A 19,829-nucleotide genomic window follows, 5' to 3' on the forward strand; every position below is an offset into this window, starting at 1 on the left:
GGCTCCAGTGATCACCTCTCTTCTTGTGGCCAACCGCGGCGAGATCGCCTGCCGCGTCTTCCGCACCTGCCGTGAGCTGGGAATACGCACGGTCGCCCTGCACTCCGACGCGGACGCCGACGCGCTGCACGTGCGCGAGGCCGACCTCGCCGTGCGCCTTCCGGGGGCCACGCCCGGCGAGACGTATCTGCGCGGGGACCTCGTCGTGAAGGCGGCCCTGGACGCGGGCGCCGACGCCGTGCACCCGGGGTACGGGTTCCTGTCCGAGAACGCGGACTTCGCGCGCGCCGTCGCCGACGCCGGGCTCACCTGGGTGGGGCCGCCGCCCACCGCGATCGAGGCGATGGCGTCGAAGACGCGCGCCAAGGAACTGATGGGCGTCGAGCCGCTGACGGAGGTCACGGCCGACGACCTGCCGGTCCTCGTGAAGGCGTCCGCGGGCGGCGGCGGGCGCGGCATGCGCGTCGTACGGGAACTGGGGGCGCTGAACGGCGAGTTGGAGGCCGCGCGGGCCGAGGCGCTCTCCGCCTTCGGCGACGGCGAGGTGTTCGTCGAGCCGTACGTCGAGGGCGGGCGGCACGTCGAGGCGCAGGTGCTCGCCGACGCCCACGGGACCGTCTGGGTGCTCGGCACGCGGGACTGCTCGCTCCAGCGGCGGCACCAGAAGGTGATCGAGGAGGCACCCGCACCGGATCTGCCGCACCACGTATCAGATGTCATATACGAGATGGCGGAGCACGCCTGCCGCGCCACCGGCTACCTCGGCGCCGGCACGATCGAGTTCCTCGTCGCCGACGGCCGCGCCCACTTCCTGGAGATGAACACCCGCCTCCAGGTGGAACACCCGGTCACCGAAGCCGTGTTCGGCATCGACCTCGTCGCGCTCCAGCTCCGGATCGCCGAGGGCGAACCGCTCGACCCCGAACCCCCGTCCCCGCGCGGCCACGCCGTCGAGGCCCGCCTCTACGCCGAGGACCCCGCCTCCGACTTCGCCCCGCAGACCGGCACCCTGCACCGACTCGCCGTCCCCGGCAACGTCCGCCTCGACACCGGATACACCGACGGCGACACCATCGGCGTGCACTACGACGCCATGCTCGCCAAGGCCGTCGCCCACGCCCCCACCCGCGCCGCCGCCGTCCGCGCCCTCGCCGGCGCCCTGGAACGCGCCGAGGTGCACGGCCCCGTCACCAACCGCGACCTGCTCGTACGCTCCCTGCGGCACCCCGAGTTCACCGACGCCCGCATGGACACCGGGTTCTACGAGCGCCACCTCGACGAACTGACCGCCCCCGCCGACGACCCGCACGCGCCGCTCGCCGCCGCCCTCGCCCACGCCGCGCGCGCCTCCCACCGCTTCGGCGGCTTCCGCAACGTCCCCTCGGGCCCCCAGGTCAGGCGCTACCGCGCCGAACCGCACGGCACCGAGCACGAGGTCCGCTACCGGCACACCCGCACAGGACCCGCACCCGAGGGCGACGCCACGCTCGTCACGGCCGCCCCCGACCGCGTCGTCCTCGAGACCGGCGGCGTCCGCCGCACCTACCGGGTGGCCTCCTACGGCGACCGCGTGTACGTCGACGGCGCCGCGTTCACCGCCCTGCCCCGCTTCACCGACCCCACCGAGCAGCGTGCCCCCGGCTCCCTGCTCGCCCCCATGCCCGGCACCGTCGTCCGCCTCGCCGACGGCCTCACCGAAGGCGCCGCCGTCACCGCCGGACAGCCGCTCATCTGGCTGGAGGCGATGAAGATGGAACACCGCATCCTCGCCCCCGCCTCCGGAACGCTCACCGCCCTGCACGCCGCCGTCGGCCGCCAGGTCGAGGTCGGCGCGCTGCTCGCCGTCGTACAGGAGGAACAGTCGTGAACGCTTCCGCCGCTCCCGTCCTCGAAACCGAGGAGCACCAGGCACTGCGCGCCGCCGTCGCCGCGCTCGGCAAGCAGTACGGCCGCGCCTACATGACCGGCGTCACCGCCGCCGAAGGCCACCCCGACGAACTGTGGGCCGAGGCCGCCAAGCTCGGCTACCTCGGCGTGAACCTGCCCGAGGAGTACGGCGGCGGAGGCGGCGGCATAGCCGAACTCTCCATCGTCCTCGAAGAATTGGGGGCCGCGGGCTCGCCGCTGCTCATGATGGTCGTGTCGCCCGCGATCTGCGGCACCGTCATCGGCCGCTTCGGCACCGAGGCCCAGAAGCGGGCCTGGCTCCCCGGACTCGCCGACGGCAGCCGCACCATGGCCTTCGGCATCACCGAACCCGACGCCGGATCCAACTCGCACCGCATCACCACCACCGCCCGCAAGGACGACGACGGCTCGTGGGTGCTGAACGGGCGCAAGGTGTTCGTCTCCGGCGTCGACATCGCCGACGCCACCCTCGTCGTCGGCCGTACCTCCGACGCCCGCACGGGCCGCCTCAAGCCCTGCCTCTTCATCGTCCCCCGCGACACCCCGGGATTCGAGCGGCGCCGGATCGACATGGAGGTCCAGGCCCCGGAGAAGCAGTTCGAACTCACCCTTGACGACGTACGGCTTCCCGCCGACGCTCTCGTGGGTGACGAGGACGCAGGACTGCTCCAGCTGTTCGCCGGACTCAACCCGGAACGCGTCATGACCGCCGCGTTCGCCATCGGCATGGGCCGGTACGCGCTGAACCGGGCCGTCGAGTACGCCAAGGAACGCACGGTGTGGCAGGCCCCCATCGGCTCCCACCAGGCCATCGCCCACCCGCTCGCGCAGATCCACATCGAGCTGGAGCTGGCCCGCCTCATGATGCAGAAGGCGGCCCGGCTCTACGACGCCGGGGACGACGTCGCCGCCGGCGAGGCCGCCAACATGGCGAAGTACGCCGCCGCCGAGGCCTGCGTGCGCGCCGTCGACCAGGCCGTGCACACCCTCGGAGGCAACGGCCTGACCCGCGAGTTCGGCCTCGCCTCCCTCATCACCGGCTCCCGCGTGGCGCGCATCGCCCCCGTCAGCCGGGAAATGATCCTCAACTACGTGTCCCACCAGAGCTTGGGCCTCCCCAAGTCGTACTGACCCCGACTGGCTTGCCTCAGTGAGGAGTTCGGCATGGTGTACGTGAGTGAGTACGCGGACGTCGCGGCCGTCGACGAGGCCATCCACGATGCCGTGCTCGGGGGCGCGGCCGCCCGCGGCGACGCCCCCGCCCTCGTCGACGGGGTGACCGGCAGCACCCTCTCGTACGCCCAACTCGACACGTTCCACCGGAAGGTGGCCGCCGGGCTCGCCGACGCGGGCGTCCGCAAGGGCGACGTCGTCGCGCTGCACAGCCCGAACACGATCGCGTACCCGGTGGCCTTCTACGGCGCCACGCGCGCGGGCGCCTCCGTCACCACCGTGCACCCGCTGTCGACGCCGCAGGAGTTCGCCCGGCAGCTGCGCGACGCGGGCGCCACCTGGATCGTCACCGTCACCCCGCTCGTCGAGGCCGCCCGCGCCGCCGCCGAACTCGCGGGCGGCGTACGGGAGATCTTCGTCTGCGACCCGGCGGGCGACTCCGGGCACCGCTCGCTCACCGACATGCTCGGCACCACCGCGCCCGAACCGCACGTCGCCGTCGACCCGGCGGACGACGTCGCGGCGCTCCCGTACTCCTCCGGCACCACCGGCACGCCCAAGGGCGTCATGCTCACCCACCGCAACATCGCCACCAACCTCGCCCAGCTCACCACGCTGCTCCCGGCCGGGCCCGGCGACCGCGTCCTCGCCGTCCTGCCGTTCTTCCACATCTACGGCCTCACCGCGCTCATGAACGCGCCGCTACGGCTCGGCGCCACCGTCGTCGTGCTGCCCCGCTTCGACCTCGACACCTTCCTCGCCGCGATCGAGAAGCACCGCATCACCCACCTGTACGTCGCCCCGCCGATCGTCCTCGCCCTCGCCAAGCACCCGGCCGTCGAGGGGCACGACCTGTCGTCGCTGCGGCTCGTCGTCAGCGCCGCCGCACCCCTCGACGGAGAACTCGCCCACGCCTGCGCGCGCCGCCTCGGCCTGCCCACCGTCGGACAGGCCTACGGCATGACGGAGCTGTCGCCCGGCACCCACGTCGTCCCGCACGACGCGCACCACCCGCCGCCCGGCACCGTCGGCAAGCTCATCGCCTCCACCGAGATGCGGATCGTGTCCCTCGACGACCCCGCGAAGGACGTGCCGCCCGGCGAACCCGGCGAGATCCTCATCCGCGGCCCGCAGGTCATGAAGGGCTACCTCGGCCGCCCCGACGCCACCGCCGACATGATCGACGAGGCCGGCTGGGTGCACACCGGGGACGTCGGACGGGTCGACGACGACGGCTGGCTGTTCGTCGTCGACCGCGTCAAGGAACTCATCAAGTACAAGGGCTTCCAGGTCGCGCCCGCCGACCTCGAAGCACTGCTGCTCACCCACGAGGGCATCGCCGACGCCGCCGTCATCGGCGTCCTCGACGACGACGGCAACGAGGTGCCGAAGGCCTTCGTCGTCCGCTCCGACCCGGCGCTCGGCGCCGACGACGTGCTCGCGTACGTCGCCGAGCGCGTCGCCCCGTACAAGAAGATCCGCCGCGTCGCGTTCATCGACGGGGTGCCGCGCGCGGCCTCCGGGAAGATCCTGCGCCGCGAACTCAGGGAGGCCTGATGGCTGACGCCGACCTCGTGACCCGGTCGGACGACCGCGGGGTCACCACCCTCGCCCTCGACTCGCCCGCCAACCGCAACGCGCTCTCCGCCGCCCTCGTCGGCGAACTGGCCGAGCGGCTGCGGGAGGCCGGCAAGGATGACGCCGTACGGGCCCTTGTCCTCACGCACACCGGAGGCACGTTCTGCGCGGGCGCCGACCTCAAGGACCCGCCGGACCCGGACGTCCTGGTCGGTCTGCTGCGGGGGATCGTCGAGCTCGGCAAGCCGGTCGTGGCACGGGTCGACGGGCACGTGCGGGCGGGCGGCCTCGGCCTCCTCGGCGCGTGCGACATGGCGGCGGCCTCGGCGCGGTCGTCCTTCGCCTTCACCGAGGTACGCATCGGGGTCGCGCCCGCCGTGATCTCCATGCCGCTGCTGCCGCGGCTCGACCCGCGGGCGGTGGGCCGCTACTACCTGACGGGGGAGCGGTTCGACGCGGCGGAAGCGGCCCGGATCGGGCTCGTGACCGTGGCGGGAGACGACGTGGACACGGCCATCGAACCGCTCATCGGGGGACTGCGGAAGGCGTCACCGGAGGCCCTGGCCGAGACGAAGAAGCTGCTCACGGTTAAGGTCCTGGAGACCTTCGACCGGGACGCGGAGTCGCTCACGGCGCTCTCCGCGCGGCTGTTCGGCTCCGCGCAGGCCCGCGAGGGCATGACGGCCTTCCTCGAACGACGGGATCCCGCATGGGTGTTGTGACGCTGCCGAAGCAGGACCGCTCGCGTGTGACGCGGCAACGGCTCCTGGAGTCCGCCGTCGCCTGCCTCGCCGAGCGCGGCTGGGCCGGATCCACGGTCTCCGTCGTCGCCGAGCACGCGGGCGTCTCGCGCGGCGCCGCCCAGCACCACTTCCCGACCCGCGAGGACCTCTTCACCGCGGCGGTCGAGTACGTCGCCGAGGAACGCTCCACCGCGCTGCGCGCGCTGCGTCCACAAGGGCGGGCGGAGGCCGTCGCGGCGCTCGTCGACCTCTACACGGGCCCGTTGTTCCGGGCGGCGCTGCACCTGTGGGTGGCGGCGTCCAACGAGCCGCAACTCGGGGAACGGGTCACCGAGCTGGAGTCCCGGGTCGGCCGCGAGACCCACCGGATCGCGGTGGAGCTCCTCGACGCGGACGAGTCGGTCCCCGGGGTGCGGGAGGTCGTCCAGGGCCTCCTCGACATGGCCCGCGGCCTCGGCCTCGCCAACCTCCTCACGGACGACGGGGCGCGCCGCGACCGGGTGGTGACGGAGTGGGCGTCCTTGGTCGACCGCACCTTGCGCTGACCCGTCCCCACGCCTCGGGTCCCTGCTGCTCAATCGCCGCGGGGGCTGGATTGGCTTGCTTGCCTGCACCGCTTTGCGGGGTGCCCTGCAGGCGCCCCGGGGTGCGCCTTCGGCGTCGGGCCCGCTGGCTCCACCTGGCCCCCTGTTCCTACGTCTCGGGGCTCTGCCCCGGCCCCCGCTGCTCAATCGCCGCAGGGGCTGGATTTGTTTGCCTGCGCCGTCTCGCGGGGCGCCCAAGATCCCACCCACCCGCCCCCTCCAGGGGCGTAGGCCCCACGGGGTGCGCGTCTGGCATTCGGCCCGCTGGCTCCACCCGGCCCCCTGTTCCTGCGTCTCGGGGCTCTGCCCCGGCCGCCGCTGCTCAATCGCCGCAGTGGCTCGATTTACCTGCCTGCGCCGCCCAGCCAGGCACGTCGTTGCCTGGCCCACCTCCTCGGCTCCGCCGCCTAATTTCCCACCCACCCGCCCCCTCCAGGGGCGTAGGCCCCACGGGGTACCGCAACGGCTGCGGTCGCCCGCATCGCGCCTCGGGGAAGGGGGGGCGTCGGTATGGCTTCCCCGCACGTTGCGGCCGTCCGTACCCCACTTCCGGCGAGCAGCCGCAGGAACGCCCATGCGTTCTGTTGGATGGGTGCCACCGCCCTGGGCGATCTGCCTCCCCCCCCCGGGGGAAACTTCGCCCGGGGCCCGACAACCGGGTGGGCAAGGCAGCGCACGGTGTAGGCCGCGCTCGTGGCAGGCGCCTACTTCGGCGCGGATACCGGGCCCACGGGGGCCGAGCCCCCGGAGGGGGCGGGTGGGTGGGAGATGGGCGGGCAATAGGGCAGAACGCGTTGGGGCACATGTGCCACGGTTGACGTCTGTCCCGGTGCAGACGGGAGCCGTGGTGCCGCGTAAGTGGACGATGGGCCCCGGTCACGTGTGGGCGAGGCGGCGCATGGTGTAGGCCGGGCCCGCGGCCGGCGCCTGCCCCGGCGCGGATGCCGGGCCCACGGGGGCCGAGCCCCCGGAGGGGGCGGTGGGTGGGAGATGGGCGGGGAACGGGGCGGAACGTGGTGCCGCACAGGCGCCACGGCAGAGCCCGCCCCGGCGCAGCCGGAAAGCACGGTGCCGCGCATCCGGACGACGAGCCCCATCCGGGCGCAGCCGGGAATCGCGGTGCCGCGTATCCGGACGACGGGCCCCACCCGGGCGCAGGCGAGAGGCACGGTGCCGCGCAACCGGGGAGACCACGACCACCCCCGGCCAGGGGCTAGTGGGCGATGTCCGTGTAGCCCTCGATCTGGCGCGGGGAGCGGGTGCCCGGGCCCACGTAGCGGGCCGAGGGGCGGACCAGCCGGCCCGTCCGCTTCTGCTCCAGGACGTGCGCGCTCCAACCTGCCGTACGCGCACACGTGAACATCGACGTGAACATGTGCGCCGGCACCTCCGCGAAGTCGAGCACGATCGCCGCCCAGAACTCCACGTTCGTGGCGAGGACCCGGTCCGGCCGCCGCGCGTGCAGCTCCGCGAGCGCCGCCTTCTCCAGCGCTTCCGCCACCTCGAACCGCGGCGCACCCAACTCGCGCGCCGTCCTGCGCAGCACGCGCGCCCGCGGATCCTCCGCCCGGTACACCCGGTGCCCGAACCCCATCAGCCGTTCGCCCTTGTCGAGCGCCCGACGGACGTACGCCTCCGCGTCCCCCGTCCGCTCGATCTCCTCGATCATGCCGAGCACCCGCGACGGCGCCCCACCGTGCAGCGGCCCGGACATCGCCCCGACCGCCCCCGACAGCGCCGCCGCCACATCCGCCCCGGTGGACGCGATGACCCGGGCCGTGAACGTAGAGGCGTTCATGCCGTGCTCGGCTGCCGACGTCCAGTAGGCGTCGACGGCCGCGACGTGCTTCGGGTCCGGCTCCCCGCGCCACCGACGCATGAACCGCTCGACGACCGTCTCCGCCTTGTCGATCTCCCGCTGCGGCACCATCGGCAGACCCTGCCCGCGCGCGGACTGCGCGACGTACGACAGCGCCATGACGGCGGCCCGCGCGAGGTCGTCGCGAGCCTGCTTCTCGTCGATGTCGAGGAGCGGCTTCAGCCCCCACACGGGCGCCAGCATGGCCAGCGCCGACTGCACGTCGACGCGGATGTCGCCGGAGTGCACGGGGATGGGGAACGGTTCGGCGGGCGGCAGACCGGGGTTGAAGGCGCCGTCGACCAGCAGCCCCCACACGTTCCCGAACGACACATGGCCGACCAGATCCTCGATGTCGACGCCGCGATACCGCAGGGCGCCGCCCTCCTTGTCCGGTTCGGCGATCTCGGTCTCGAACGCGACGACACCTTCGAGGCCTGGAACAAAGCCGGGGGCGAGGTCGGACATCAGGCGGCTCCTCTGGATGCGTGGGCTTCAACGGGGTACCCCCGTGATGCCCCGTACGGCGGGCGGCTCAACCGTTTCGGCTCCTGGAACATAACCCTCCGTGCCACGGTTGGCGAGGGCTCGCGGCACTCAGTGCCATGTTTCACCCTGGGTGCGTCCGGGCCCGTCCGTCCGGCAGGATGACGCCGTGAGCGCCCACGACGACCCCGAACTCGACCTCGCCGACATGCGCGAGCAGTACCGCGCCCTGGACGGCGGCCTGCTGGAGGGTGACCTCGCCATGCAGCCGATGGAACAGTTCACGCGCTGGTTCAAACAGGCGGCGGCCCCCGGCTCCCCGCTGCACGAGCCCAACGCCATGGTCGTCTCCACCGCCGACGCCGAGGGCCGCCCCAGCTCCCGCACCGTGCTGCTCAAGTCGTTCGACGAGGCCGGCTTCGTCTTCTACACCAACTACGGCTCCCGCAAGGCACGCGACCTCTCCGCGAACCCGCACGTCGCGCTGCTCTTCCCGTGGCACCCGCTGGGCCGCCAGGTCCTGGTCACCGGCACCGCGGAGCGCACGTCGCGCGCCGAGACCGAGGCGTACTTCCACACCCGCCCGCACGGCTCCCAGCTCGGCGCCTGGGCCAGCGCCCAGTCCTCCGTGGTCCCCTCGCGGGAGGCCCTGGACGCCCACTACGCGGACCTCGCCGCCCGCTACCCGGAGGGCACCGAGGTCCCGGTCCCGCCGCATTGGGGCGGCTATCGCGTCACCCCGGAGACCGTCGAATTCTGGCAGGGCCGCGAGAACCGCCTCCACGACCGCCTCCGCTACACCCGTGAGACCGCGTCCGCCACCCCGCTCTGGCGAGTGGAACGCCTGAGCCCCTGACCCACCGACGCGTCACCCCCGCCTTCCGGTCACAACTCGGCCAGGACCCCGTCGAGGAACGGCTCGATCGCGGCGCGCCACGCCTCCGGCTGGTCGTAGTGCACCAGGTGCCCCGCATCCGCCACCTCCGCGTACACGCCCCGGGGAAGGACCCGCACCATCTCCTGCGCCTCCGCCCGCCCCAACTCCCCGTCGAGCCCCCGCAGCACCAGCGCCGGGCACTGCACCGCCGCCAGCTCCTCCCAGTGCGCGTCGTACACCCACGTGGACCGCGCCGCGAGCATCTGGCGCCGTGAGAACACCGGCCGCCATCCGTCCGCGGTCTCCGTCATCACCTCGGCGTAGAACTCCCCGCGCGCGGGGTTGGGCCGCTCCACCCAGGGGTCGTCCTCCCCGAACCACTTCCGCACGTCCGCCAGCGTCGCGAACGGCAGCGGCCACGCCTTGAACCAGTCCTCCCACTCCCGCTGGGAGGCCGCCCCGAGCGCCGAAGCCCGCATGTCGCAGATGATCAGGCCGCGTACGAGATCGGGCCTGCGGGCGGCGAGCTGCCAGGCGGTGAGCGCTCCCATGGAGTGTCCGATCAGCACCGCCGGTTCGAGCCCCAGCTGGACGAGCGCCGCCTCCGCGTCCAGGACGTACGCCTCCCGGTCGAAGGGCCCCTCCGGCGGCTTGTCGCTCTGCCCGTGCCCCCGCTGGTCGAGCGCGACCGCCCGATGCCGCTCGGAGAGCCAGCGCGCCGTCCCCGCCCAGTGCGAGGCCCGCCCCATCAGCCCGTGCAGCAGCAGGACTCCGGGGTTGTGGCCGGCCTCGCCCGTCTTGGGCGGGTCGGCGAATTCCCAGGCGGCCAGGTGGATCCCGCCTGCTCCGGTCACGTCGATGCGCCGCGCCATTGGCCCTGGCACCCCCTCGTGGTCGCGCCTGCAGTCGCGTACCCGCGCACGCTATCGAACCTGTTTTCGAAAGCGCGTCGCGCTAGGACAACACCCCTCATTTGAGTGACATGGCTCAAGGAATGACCGGCGCTGTCGAGGGGATCTCTTCAGCGGGAGGCGGACCGCTCGGGGAAAACGGTCCGAGGGGATCGACCCTGGGAGCTCGGGGCTCCGGGTCGGAACAGGGGAGGACAGGCCCCGGCGCCACACGGCGCCGGGGCCCTCTGTCTGCCCGCCCCGAACGTCTCGCGCCCCCCAGGCCCGTCGCACCCCGATCGGCCGGTCCATGCGGCCCCCTCCGGTCATATGCCTCACGCGACAGCCTTGCACGCCGAGCGTCCGGCCGCTGCGGTTCCGCACAGTGAATCTTGTTTTCTGCGCGGAAGTGCAGCATGTGCGGATACAAGTCAACTTTCCCACACGATACGGAAGTTGACGCCCGCCCCGAAGAGGGCCGCCGGGCTCAGCGCTTCGCCACGAAGACGTGCGAGGCGATCTCCGCCTCCAGCTCCGCCGCCTCACCGCTGCTGCCCACGAGCACACCGCCCGGCGACTGCGTCACGCTCACCACCGAACCCGGCTGCACACCCGCCCGCCGCAGCGTGTACATCAACTGCGCGTCCGTCTGGATCGGCTCACCGATCCGGCGCACCACGACCGTCTTGCCCTCGGCGCCCGGGTCGAGATCCGACAGGGACACCATGCCCTCGTCCAGGAACGGGTTCGCCCCGTCCTTCTCGCCCAGCTCCTCCAGACCCGGAATCGGGTTCCCGTACGGCGACTCCGTCGGATGCCGCAGCAGATCCAGAACGCGGCGCTCCACGGCCTCGCTCATCACGTGCTCCCAGCGACAGGCCTCGGCGTGCACCTGCTCCCACTCCAGGCCGATCACGTCCACCAGCAGACACTCCGCGAGCCGGTGCTTGCGCATCACGCGCGTGGCGAGCCGCCGACCCTCGTCGGTCAGCTCCAGGTGCCGGTCGGCCGCCACCGCGACCAGGCCGTCCCGCTCCATCCGCGCCACCGTCTGGCTGACCGTCGGCCCGCTCTGGTCGAGCCGCTCGGCGATCCGGGCGCGCATGGGGACCACACCTTCCTCTTCCAGCTCGAGGATGGTGCGGAGGTACATCTCCGTGGTGTCGATCAGTCCGGACATACGTGCCCCTCGTGTAGCTCTCTAGCTCCGCGACAGCTCCGCTGGCTGACCGCGCAGCGCGTGCGCTGGCCCTGGAACCCAGAACTCAATTCTGACGCATACCGCTGACAACCGTGACGCGCCAGGGAAACGTCCGCCCCCGCGGGGCCGGGAACCGTATTGACACAGCACTGGTCCAGACCGCACCGTGATCCGCGAACGCGCCACGCAGCACCGAGATCCGACCCCACGATCCGACCCCACTCACCAGGACCCGAAGGGGCACGCCGATGAGCGAGAGCAGGCCGGCCGCGCAGTACCTCGACGCCTCCATCGGGCTCCTCACCAGGATCCGCGACGAGGAGGCCGACAACATCGCCGCGGCCGGAACCCTCCTCGCCGACACCGTCGCCGACGGCGGCCGGCTCTTCGCCTTCGGCGCCGGACACTCCGGGCTCGCCGCCCAGGACGTCGTCTACCGCGCCGGCGGCCTCGCCCTCATGAACCTGCTGTCCGTGCCCGGCACCGTCGGCATCGACGTCATGCCCGCCACCCTCGGCTCCGCCCTCGAACGCGTCGACGGACTCGCCGCAGCCGTCCTCGAGGCCAGCCCCGCGCGGGAGGGCGACGCACTCGTGATCATCTCCCTGTCCGGGCGCAACGCGCTCCCCGTGGAAATGGCCCTCAGCGCCCGCGCCGCCGGCATCAAGGTCATCGGCGTCACCTCCCTCGCGTACGCGACGGGACCCGACGCCCCCACCTCACGGCACTCCTCCGGCACCTACCTGCGCGACCACTGCGACGTCGTCCTCGACTCCAAGATCGCCATCGGGGACGCCGAACTCACCCACGAAGGCGTCGACGCGCCCTTCGCCCCCGCCTCCACCATCACCGCGAGCGCCCTCATGCAGGCCACCCTCGCCAGCTGCGCCGCCGCCCTCGCCGACCGCGGCATCCAGCCCCCGCTGCTCCGCTCCGGGAACGTCGACGGCGGCCTGGAGTGGAACGCCCGGGTCTTCGACGAGTACGGCGACCGCATCTACTACCGCCGCTGACCCACTGCCCCGGAGCTCACCGGTCGGCCGCCGCCAGCCACGCCAGATCCACCGAACCCGCGATCCGCGCCGCCACACTCTCCGCGTACGCCGCGTCCCCGCGCTCGAACGCGACCCGGCTCGCACCCCGCAGAAACGTCACCACCCCCAGCGTCCGCCCCCGGCTGCGCAGCACCGCGCACAACGCGTACACCGTGCCCTCCGGCCACTGCCGGTCCAGCGCCCACCGCTCGTTCACCGCGCCGCCCTCCGCCGCGGCCCGCACCGAACCCGCCCGCTCCACACACTGCAACGCCGGATGCCCCGCCGCGTACCGCACCGGCAGCGCACCCCGCGTCACCAGCAGACTCGGACCCGGCGCCCCCGACGGCGTGGCCGCCGCCCGCACCAGACGCAACGGCTCCTCGCTCCCCACCAGGTCGATCACCGCATGGTCCGCGAACCCGGCAAGCGCGAAGTCCAGATGCACCGTCGCCGCCTCCGCCGGATCCTCGCACTCCGCCGCCGCCCGCGCCGCACGATGCAACTGCTGCGACCTGAACCGCAGCTGCGCCGCGTCCTGCTCGGTCTGCTTCGCCTCCGTCACGTCCTGGAACAGCCACCCCACACCCAGCGGCACCGGCTCCTCCGCCAGCGGCGACGCCAACCGCACGAAACCGCACCGCCAGCACCGCCGCTCCTCACGCCCACCGCCCTCACCAGGGCGCCGCAGCGTCACCCACACCTCCATCGGGGACGGCGGCGGCCCCTCCGACAGCACATGCGCCAGCGCGCTCTCCAACTCCTCCACACCCTGACCGACCAGATCACCCAGCGGCCGGCCCAGCATCGCGGTACGCCCCACACCCATGGCCCGCGCCGCATGCCCGTTCACCACCGCCGGACGCAGATCCGCGTCGACCAGCACCACACCCCACGCCGCGTCCTCGAACAACGCCTCGCTCAGCGCGATCGACCGCTCCAGATCGATCTGCGCGTGCACCTCGCTGAACGCGCAGTACACCCCGGCCGGTTTCCCGTCGGGACCGCGCACCGCCGCGGACTGCGTCCGCACCAGCACCCGGCCACCGTCCTTCGTCAGCAGCGCGAACTCGTTCACCTGCCGCCCCGGCGCATGCATCGCGGCCAGCAGCCGCCCCTGCACCTCCTCCGCGTCGGCGGCCCGCACGGCCCACCCCGCGAACCCCTGCCGCCCCACGGCCTCCTCCGCCGACCAGCCGAGCACCCGCTCGGCCTCCCGGTTCCAATGGGTCACGACCCCATCGGCATCAAAGGCGCACAACGCGGCATCCATACCGTCCAACAACGCGGCCAGCAGATCGGCCCCGTCCGGCTCCGGCTCTTCCGGCCCGAGCGCATCAGTGGTCCCACTACGCCGGGAAGCACTCACCTGGCACCCCCTGCAGGCTGTGTCGGCGCGACGAATTCCTCGTACTGCTCCAGATCATTCAACTCGAACGTGACGCATCCCACAGGCGGTTCAGGCAAGTTCGAAGAAACCGAAGAACTCATACGCCCCAGCATGCAACCCATGACCACCCTCCCGGACGGCCGCCCCGTACCCCCACCGACCGCAGACGAACGCACCACCCTCGAAGCCTGGTTGGACTTCCACCGCGAAACCCTCGCCCTCAAGTGCGCCGGCCTGACGGACGCCCAGTCCCGCACCCGCGCGGTCCCCTCCTCCGACCTCACCCTGCTCGGCCTCGTCCAGCACCTCGCCGAGGTCGAACGCAACTGGTTCCAGCGCGTCTTCGCCGGCGCCCACGACACCCCGCCGCTCCACGCGTCCCCGGACGGCAAGGCCTTCACCCTCACCCCCGACCGCACCCTGACGGACGCCCTCGCCCAGTGGCGCGCCGAGATCACCCGCTCCCGCGAGCTCACCGCCGACGCCTCCCTCGACGCCACCGGCACCCTCTCCCCCCAGGAAGCCGCCTTCACCGGCGACCCCACGGTCTCCCTCCGCTGGATCCTCACCCACCTCATCGAGGAATACGCCCGCCACAACGGCCACGCCGACCTCCTCCGCGAGGCCGTCGACGGGACGGCGGGGGCCTGATCGGAGGCCCTACCACCCATCGGCCGCTCGCGGGCCCCGGCCAGGATTCTTCGCACGATCGTGTGTGCGATCTTCGACTCGGCGTGCCCATTGCCTTCGGCGCATAGCGTTCTTGGCACACAAGAAGGGAGGCCGCCTGTTCCCCGGCCCAACAGCCGATGGGCGGCCAGCCCCAGTCATCGTCACGAAGGAGTTGCCCCTTCGATGGCTACGTTTCCGGCAGGTGAGCAGACCCACCCCGGCGTGCTTCCTCAGCGCCGGGCACTGGAACCCGTGGGAGTAGACAACCCTGGGAACAGGGACGAAACGGCCCACGGACCCTCCGTCCCCGCACGGAGCACCGGCCGGGAACATGGGCGAGGGGAGACCGACGGACACGGCGCCCAGGCCCGTCGGCGACACGCCGAACAGGCAGAGACCGGGAGCGGTGACGCCCCCACACCCCAGCACCACAAAACCGGCCACGGAGCCGCCAGAGTCCTCGTCCTCGCCAAGGACGGCCGACCACTCATGCCCTGCCACCCCGCCCGCGCCCGCGAACTCCTCGCCAAAGGACGCGCCGTCGTGGCACGACAGACCCCGTTCGTCATCCGACTGAAAGACCGCACACGCACCGAGTCCACGGTCGACGGAGTACAACTGCGCATCGACCCCGGATCCCAAGGCACCGGATTCGCCCTCACCGACGAAAAACGGGAGACACGAGACAACGGCGAAACCGCCCTCACACGCCGCGGCCTCATGAGCGCGGAACTCGGACACCGCGGAGAACGCATCGCCCGCGCCATGCGACAACGCGCCGGATACCGCCACCGACGCCGCTCGGCCAACCTCCGCCACCGCGCCCGCAGACCCGACAACCGCACCCACCACGCGGACTGGCTCCCACCCTCACTGCGACACCGCGTCGACACCATCACCTCCATCGCCACCCGCTTCTGCCGCTACGCCCCCGTCACCGAGATCCACGTCGAGACGACGGCATTCGACACCCACTCCATGAGCGCGGGCAGACAGCTGTACGGCGACCAGTACCGCCAGGGCACCCTCGCAGGCACCGACGCACGAGGCCACCTCCGCGACCGCTGGTCCCGCGCCTGCGCCTACTGCGGCGCGACCGACGGACCCCTCAACGTCGAACACGTACACCCCCGAAGCCGCGGCGGCTCCACCCGCATCGCCAACCTCGTCCTGGCCTGCGCCCCCTGCAACCAGGCAAAGGGAAACGGCCCCGTATCGGCCTTCCTCGCCCAGGACCCCGAGCGCACGGCCGAGATCCACGCCCAGCTCAAACCGTCACTGCGCCACGCGGCGGCCATGAACTGCGTACAACCCGTGCTCCTTCGCGCCCTGCAACGACTCGCCGTGCCCATCAGGCCCTGGCCGTGCAGAACGACCAGCGACAACCGCTCCGCGTTCGGCCTGGACAAGACCCACACCCTCGACGCTCTCGCCGTCGCACCCCTCGATCCGGAGCGGGGCGACACCATCGCCCGCGTCCCCGACCGAGTCCTCCTGATCGAAGCGACGGGGCGCGGCTCCTACGCACGCACGACACCGGACCGCTTCGGCTTCCCCCGCCTCCGGCGCGAACGGAAGAAGCAGCACTTCGGATACGTCACCGGCGACCTAGTGCGCGCGGAGATCCCGAAGGGGAAGTGGGCGGGCGTCAGGACGGGACGCATCTCGGTGCGGGCCCGTGGCCAGCACAGCCTCGCCACGCCTGGCGGCCGTATCAATGTCTCGCACGTCCACCTGCGTCTGCTGCAAAGGGCGGACGGCTATGCGTACGGCACCCGTCACGAGGCCGGTGTGTCAATGTCTCGGAAAATCGGTTGAGACCCGTCGAACCCCTTCCTAGGCTGTGGAGCACAGTGGAAAGGAGGTGGTTCGGAGCATGTATGCACGCCGGACGTCTGAGGTGACTGCGGGCTAGCGGCCCGACGTCGCGTCTCGAATTCGGCGCCGGACCAGCGCGCGATATGTGCGTGCAGCCGGCCCAATCCCAAGCAGTCGCCCGACCCGCGAGCCGCCGGTACGTCCGGCCGGCTTCCGACCGTCTCGTACGGGAGGAACCAGGCTCGCGGGTCGTCTGCGTTTCAGCCCTTGCTCACCGCCAGGAGGATCTCCGGGAGGCGGGCCGCCGTGCGCGGGGCCGCGAGGCGCAGGCCCAGGAGTGTGGCGGTCGCTCCGTAGGCCGCTCCGATCGGGAGCAGGATCCAGGACCAGGACGTCGCGTCCGTCGCGTGCAGGGTGATCGTCAGGGCCAGGATCGGGGCGCAGAGGAGCGCCGCGGCGACCATGCCGCCGAAGATGGAGATCCAGGCGAGTCCGGCCTGTCCGGGTGCGACGTTCTTGTAGCCCTCCTGCGGGATCGAGTACGGGAAGCGGGCCGAGGTCCACGCGCCGGTGGCGAGCATCGCGCCGAGCAGGGCGTAGGAGAGGCCGAGGACTTCGGGGAGGGTCTCCCAGGCGTCGAGCATGGCCGTGGTGATCAGCGTGACGAGGGTCGCGTACGGGAGGGTGATCAGGAGGAGCGCGTAGGCACGCGCGCGTAGTTCGGCGTAGGCGTCGCGTGGTGAGGCGATGGTCATGGCGACCATCCAGAACGCCGAGGTGTCCTGGCCGAACTGGTTGTACATCTGGATGCCGAGCATGCCGGACGCGAAGCAGGCGAAGTAGACGGTGCCGGTGCCCTGGAGGGCGTTGAAGACGGGGACGATGAGGCCGATGGCGAGGGACGTGACCCAGGCGGCCTTGGTCTTGGGGTCGCGCCACACGTAGCGGAGGCTGCGTTCCATGACGGTGCCGGTGCGGCCCTCGGGGAGCAGGCGGGGGCCTGTGCGGGTGCGGCGGCGGCCGGGTGCGGCGGCTTCGATGGTGGAGCCGTCGGGTGCGGTCATGAGGCGGGTGAGCGCGCGGCGCCACAGGGCCAGGAGCGTGATGAGCGCGGCCGCGCAGAGGGCGAGGCGTGCGAGTGCGGTGCCGTACGAGCCCTTGCTGGTGGCGTCGACCGCGGCGATCGCGGATGCGGGTGGGATCCAGCCGAGGATCTTCGCGACGGGGTCGAGGGCGCCGACGCCGCCGGCCGCGCCGAGCCGTTGCACCCCGAAGTTGACGAGCTGGGCGCCGATGGCGATGACGAGTCCGCTGAGGACGGCGAGGTCGCGGCCCTTGCGGCTGGTGAGCAGCCGGATGTTGGCGGCGGCCACGGTGCGGGCGAGGGCGACGCAGGTGAGGACGGTGAGGGGGACGGCGAGGACCGCGACGGCGGTGGCGGCCGTTCCGTGCGCCACGGCGTAGGCGGCGCCGAAGGCGAGGCAGAGGGTGAAGAGGGGGCCGATGCCGACGAGCGATGCGACGAGGAGGCCGCGGACCAGGGGGTCGGGGCGCAGCGGGAGCATGGCGAGGCGGGTGGGGTCGAGGGTTTCGTCGCCGCTGGGGAAGAAGAGCGGGAGGACGGCCCAGCCGAGGGCGAGGAGGGTGGTGAGGGGGATGCCGATGGTGGCGGCGTGGGTGTTGCCGTGGAGGAGGATCAGGCCGAGGAGTTGGAGTGCGGCGACGAGCGTCGCGGCGAGGAGCGAGGCGATGTAGGCGGCGCGGCGTCCCGCGGATTGGCGCAGGCCGTTGCGGAGGAGGGCGAGTTTGAGGCGGACGAGGGTGGCGGTCACGGGTGCCGTCCGGTGTCCTTGGGCTGTGCCTGGACGTTGCCGAGCCATTCCAGCGTTCCGTCGCCCGCGCGGCCGCTCGCCCCGACCAGGTTCAGGAACGCCTCCTGCAGTGAGGTCGCCTCGCCGCGGACCTCCGGCAGTGGGCCCTGGGCCCGGATGCGGCCCGCGGCCATGACGGCCACCCAGTCGCAGAGGGATTCGACGAGTTCCATGACGTGGGAGGAGAAGACGACGGTCGCGCCGGAGCGGGTGTAGCGCTCGAGGACGCCGCGGATGGTCTGGGCGGAGACGGGGTCGACGCCTTCGAACGGTTCGTCGAGGAAGAGGACTTCGGGGTTGTGGAGGAGGGCGGCGGCGAGGCCGATCTTCTTGCGCATGCCGGTGGAGTAGTCGACGACGAGTTTGTCGCGGGCGCCGGCGAGGTCGAGTACGTCGAGGAGCTGGTCGGCACGTTTGTCGACCTCGGCGCCGGGGAGTCCGCGCAAGCGGCCGGTGTAGGCGAGGAGTTCGTGTCCGGAGAGGCGTTCGAAGAGGCGGAGGCCTTCGGGGAGGACGCCGATGCGGGCCTTGACCTCGGCGGGGTCGGCCCAGACGTCGTGCCCGGCGACGTGGACGGTGCCCCGGTCGGGGCGGAGGAGGCCGGTGACCATGGAGAGCGTGGTGGTCTTGCCCGCTCCGTTGGGTCCGACGAGGCCGATGAACCGGCCCGCGGGGAGGGCGAGTTCGATTCCGGCCACGGCGGTCTGCCGCCCGAACGACTTCCAGAGGTCGTGTACGCGTACGGCTGCGGTTTCCTCGCCCGAGGTCAACTGTGCCCGCCCTTCGTCGTCTTCGTCCGTCCGGGCACGATACGTCGGCGGAGGGCGGGGCAGCGGCTAGGCGCGGCGGCCCTCGCGGCCGCAGGCGTAGGCGAGGGGGGAGATGAGTTCCTCGGCGTCGGGGAGCCAGCGGTTGGCGGCGGTGGGGCGGCAGGCCCACTGGGCGGCGCCGCGGCCGCCGAAGCGGGTCGGGGGAGCGGCGACGTACTGGCCCTCGCCGAGGGCGAGCAGGTCGAGGGAGGCGGGCGGCCAGCCGAGCTTGCGGACGAGGTCGGGGACCTTGGCGGTGGCGCCGGGGAGCACGAAGAACTGCATGCGTCGGTCGGGGGTGCAGGTGACGGGGCCGAGGGTGAGTTCCATGCGCTCCATGCGGGCGAGGGCGAGGAACCCGGCGGTCTCGGGGACGTCGATGGCGTCGAAGGTGCGGCCGGTGGGGAGGAGGATCGAGGCGTTGGGCTGCTTCGCCCAGAGGCGGCGGGCGGCGGTGGCGCTGCCGGTGGCCTGGTTCGCCCAGTCGGGGCGCGTGGGGTGTGCGCCGGGGGCGGGGCACTGGGGGGAGCCGCACGAGCAGCGCTGGATGCCGTCGCCGGTCTCCAGCCAGGTGCCGGGGAACACGTCCCAGTGCCGCTCCTCCGCGTAGCGGACCGCGGTCTCCTGGAGGGAGTCGCCGCGCTGTTGCGGGATCTGTGCGGTGGCGGTGACGGGTGGGGTGACGTCCGGGGTGCCTGCGATGGTCTCTTCCACGACGTTCTCAACTCCCGCCGCCACGGAGGGTTACGGGCGCACGCGCGGGCGGGGTGGGGGCATCGTTCCCGCACGTGGGGCGCATGGGTGCATGGGTGGGGGCGCGTGGGCGAGGCGGCCGCCGGCGGTGGGTAGGGCCGGGAGGTAACCACAACAGCGGCGGGGCGGCGACATCCGGGCAGGCGTTTGACACCCGTTTGTGGTGCATCTTCCGTTTCCGCTC

16 protein-coding genes are annotated in these 19,829 nt (G+C 72.4%); 9 read left to right on the forward strand and 7 right to left on the reverse strand.

Going from position 1 to position 19,829, the window contains the following annotated elements:
* The first annotated feature begins 7 nt into the window (after positions 1 to 7).
* The 5 genes from ACTWJ8_RS22045 to ACTWJ8_RS22065 are packed head-to-tail and all read left to right on the forward strand — an operon-like array spanning position 8 to position 5,947.
* Positions 8 to 1,867 (forward strand): acetyl/propionyl/methylcrotonyl-CoA carboxylase subunit alpha, encoded by a 1,860-nt coding sequence (locus tag ACTWJ8_RS22045; protein WP_443260083.1) that lies wholly within the window; start codon positions 8 to 10, stop codon positions 1,865 to 1,867.
* Complete coding sequence (locus ACTWJ8_RS22050; protein ID WP_443260084.1) at positions 1,864 to 3,039, forward strand: acyl-CoA dehydrogenase family protein; 1,176 nt, start codon at positions 1,864 to 1,866, stop codon at positions 3,037 to 3,039. The genes ACTWJ8_RS22045 and ACTWJ8_RS22050 overlap by 4 nt, the downstream gene beginning before the upstream one ends.
* Positions 3,040 to 3,075: 36 nt before the next feature.
* Positions 3,076 to 4,638 (forward strand): 4-coumarate--CoA ligase family protein, encoded by a 1,563-nt coding sequence (locus ACTWJ8_RS22055; protein ID WP_443264966.1) that lies wholly within the window; start codon positions 3,076 to 3,078, stop codon positions 4,636 to 4,638.
* On the forward strand, positions 4,638 to 5,381 hold the full coding sequence (locus ACTWJ8_RS22060) for an enoyl-CoA hydratase family protein (protein ID WP_443260085.1): 744 nt from the start codon (positions 4,638 to 4,640) through the stop codon (positions 5,379 to 5,381). The genes ACTWJ8_RS22055 and ACTWJ8_RS22060 overlap by 1 nt, the downstream gene beginning before the upstream one ends.
* Positions 5,369 to 5,947, forward strand: a complete 579-nt coding sequence (locus ACTWJ8_RS22065; protein ID WP_356375417.1) for a TetR/AcrR family transcriptional regulator — start codon at positions 5,369 to 5,371, stop codon at positions 5,945 to 5,947. The genes ACTWJ8_RS22060 and ACTWJ8_RS22065 overlap by 13 nt, the downstream gene beginning before the upstream one ends.
* A gap of 1,252 nt (positions 5,948 to 7,199) precedes the next feature.
* On the opposite strand, the gene ACTWJ8_RS22070 is transcribed toward ACTWJ8_RS22065, so the two are convergent.
* On the reverse strand, positions 7,200 to 8,312 hold the full coding sequence (locus ACTWJ8_RS22070) for a citrate synthase 2 (protein ID WP_356375415.1): 1,113 nt from the start codon (positions 8,310 to 8,312) through the stop codon (positions 7,200 to 7,202).
* Between the two features lie 226 nt (positions 8,313 to 8,538).
* On the opposite strand from ACTWJ8_RS22070, the gene pdxH reads away from it, so the two are divergent.
* Positions 8,539 to 9,186, forward strand: coding sequence for a pyridoxamine 5'-phosphate oxidase (pdxH, locus tag ACTWJ8_RS22075; protein WP_356375967.1), 648 nt, complete (start codon positions 8,539 to 8,541; stop codon positions 9,184 to 9,186).
* A 29-nt stretch (positions 9,187 to 9,215) separates the two neighbouring features.
* Here the strand turns inward: pdxH and ACTWJ8_RS22080 are convergent, their stop codons facing one another.
* Both ACTWJ8_RS22080 and ACTWJ8_RS22085 read right to left on the reverse strand, forming a co-directional pair.
* Positions 9,216 to 10,079, reverse strand: coding sequence for an alpha/beta fold hydrolase (locus ACTWJ8_RS22080; RefSeq protein ID WP_356375412.1), 864 nt, complete (start codon positions 10,077 to 10,079; stop codon positions 9,216 to 9,218).
* 505 nt (positions 10,080 to 10,584) lie between these two features.
* Positions 10,585 to 11,277: a metal-dependent transcriptional regulator gene (locus ACTWJ8_RS22085; protein WP_356375409.1), complete on the reverse strand. Its 693-nt coding sequence runs from the start codon at positions 11,275 to 11,277 to the stop codon at positions 10,585 to 10,587.
* Positions 11,278 to 11,546: 269 nt separating this feature from the next.
* Here ACTWJ8_RS22085 and ACTWJ8_RS22090 point away from each other — a divergent pair, with 269 nt between their 5' ends.
* Positions 11,547 to 12,311 carry an SIS domain-containing protein gene (locus tag ACTWJ8_RS22090; RefSeq protein WP_356375406.1) on the forward strand — a complete coding sequence of 255 codons (765 nt, stop codon included), beginning with the start codon at positions 11,547 to 11,549 and terminating at the stop codon, positions 12,309 to 12,311.
* A 16-nt stretch (positions 12,312 to 12,327) separates the two neighbouring features.
* On the opposite strand, the gene ACTWJ8_RS22095 is transcribed toward ACTWJ8_RS22090, so the two are convergent.
* Complete coding sequence (locus tag ACTWJ8_RS22095) at positions 12,328 to 13,701, reverse strand: PAS domain-containing protein (protein ID WP_443260086.1); 1,374 nt, start codon at positions 13,699 to 13,701, stop codon at positions 12,328 to 12,330.
* 141 nt (positions 13,702 to 13,842) lie between these two features.
* Between ACTWJ8_RS22095 and ACTWJ8_RS22100 the strand changes: the two genes are divergently transcribed.
* Together ACTWJ8_RS22100 and iscB are read left to right on the forward strand one after the other, a co-directional pair.
* Positions 13,843 to 14,373 (forward strand): DinB family protein, encoded by a 531-nt coding sequence (locus ACTWJ8_RS22100; RefSeq protein ID WP_443260087.1) that lies wholly within the window; start codon positions 13,843 to 13,845, stop codon positions 14,371 to 14,373.
* Positions 14,374 to 14,577: 204 nt separating this feature from the next.
* Positions 14,578 to 16,212, forward strand: coding sequence for an RNA-guided endonuclease IscB (gene iscB / locus ACTWJ8_RS22105; protein WP_443260088.1), 1,635 nt, complete (start codon positions 14,578 to 14,580; stop codon positions 16,210 to 16,212).
* A gap of 260 nt (positions 16,213 to 16,472) precedes the next feature.
* Here the strand turns inward: iscB and ACTWJ8_RS22110 are convergent, their stop codons facing one another.
* The 3 genes from ACTWJ8_RS22110 to ACTWJ8_RS22120 all read right to left on the reverse strand — a co-directional run bounded on the left by ACTWJ8_RS22110 (position 16,473) and on the right by ACTWJ8_RS22120 (position 19,606).
* Positions 16,473 to 18,092, reverse strand: coding sequence for a transporter (locus ACTWJ8_RS22110; RefSeq protein WP_356375396.1), 1,620 nt, complete (start codon positions 18,090 to 18,092; stop codon positions 16,473 to 16,475).
* Entirely contained in the window at positions 18,041 to 18,853 is an 813-nt protein-coding gene (locus ACTWJ8_RS22115; RefSeq protein ID WP_356375393.1) for an ABC transporter ATP-binding protein, read from the reverse strand. Before ACTWJ8_RS22115 ends, ACTWJ8_RS22110 begins: the two co-directional genes overlap by 52 nt.
* 66 nt (positions 18,854 to 18,919) lie before the next feature.
* The gene (locus tag ACTWJ8_RS22120) at positions 18,920 to 19,606 is read right to left on the reverse strand and encodes a bifunctional DNA primase/polymerase (RefSeq protein ID WP_356375390.1); all 687 of its coding nucleotides are present in this window, start codon (positions 19,604 to 19,606) and stop codon (positions 18,920 to 18,922) included.
* Between the last annotated feature and the right edge of the window lie 223 nt (positions 19,607 to 19,829).

Origin of the sequence: Streptomyces sp. SDT5-1 (assembly GCF_052245995.1) — a bacterium.
GTDB lineage: Bacteria > Actinomycetota > Actinomycetes > Streptomycetales > Streptomycetaceae > Streptomyces.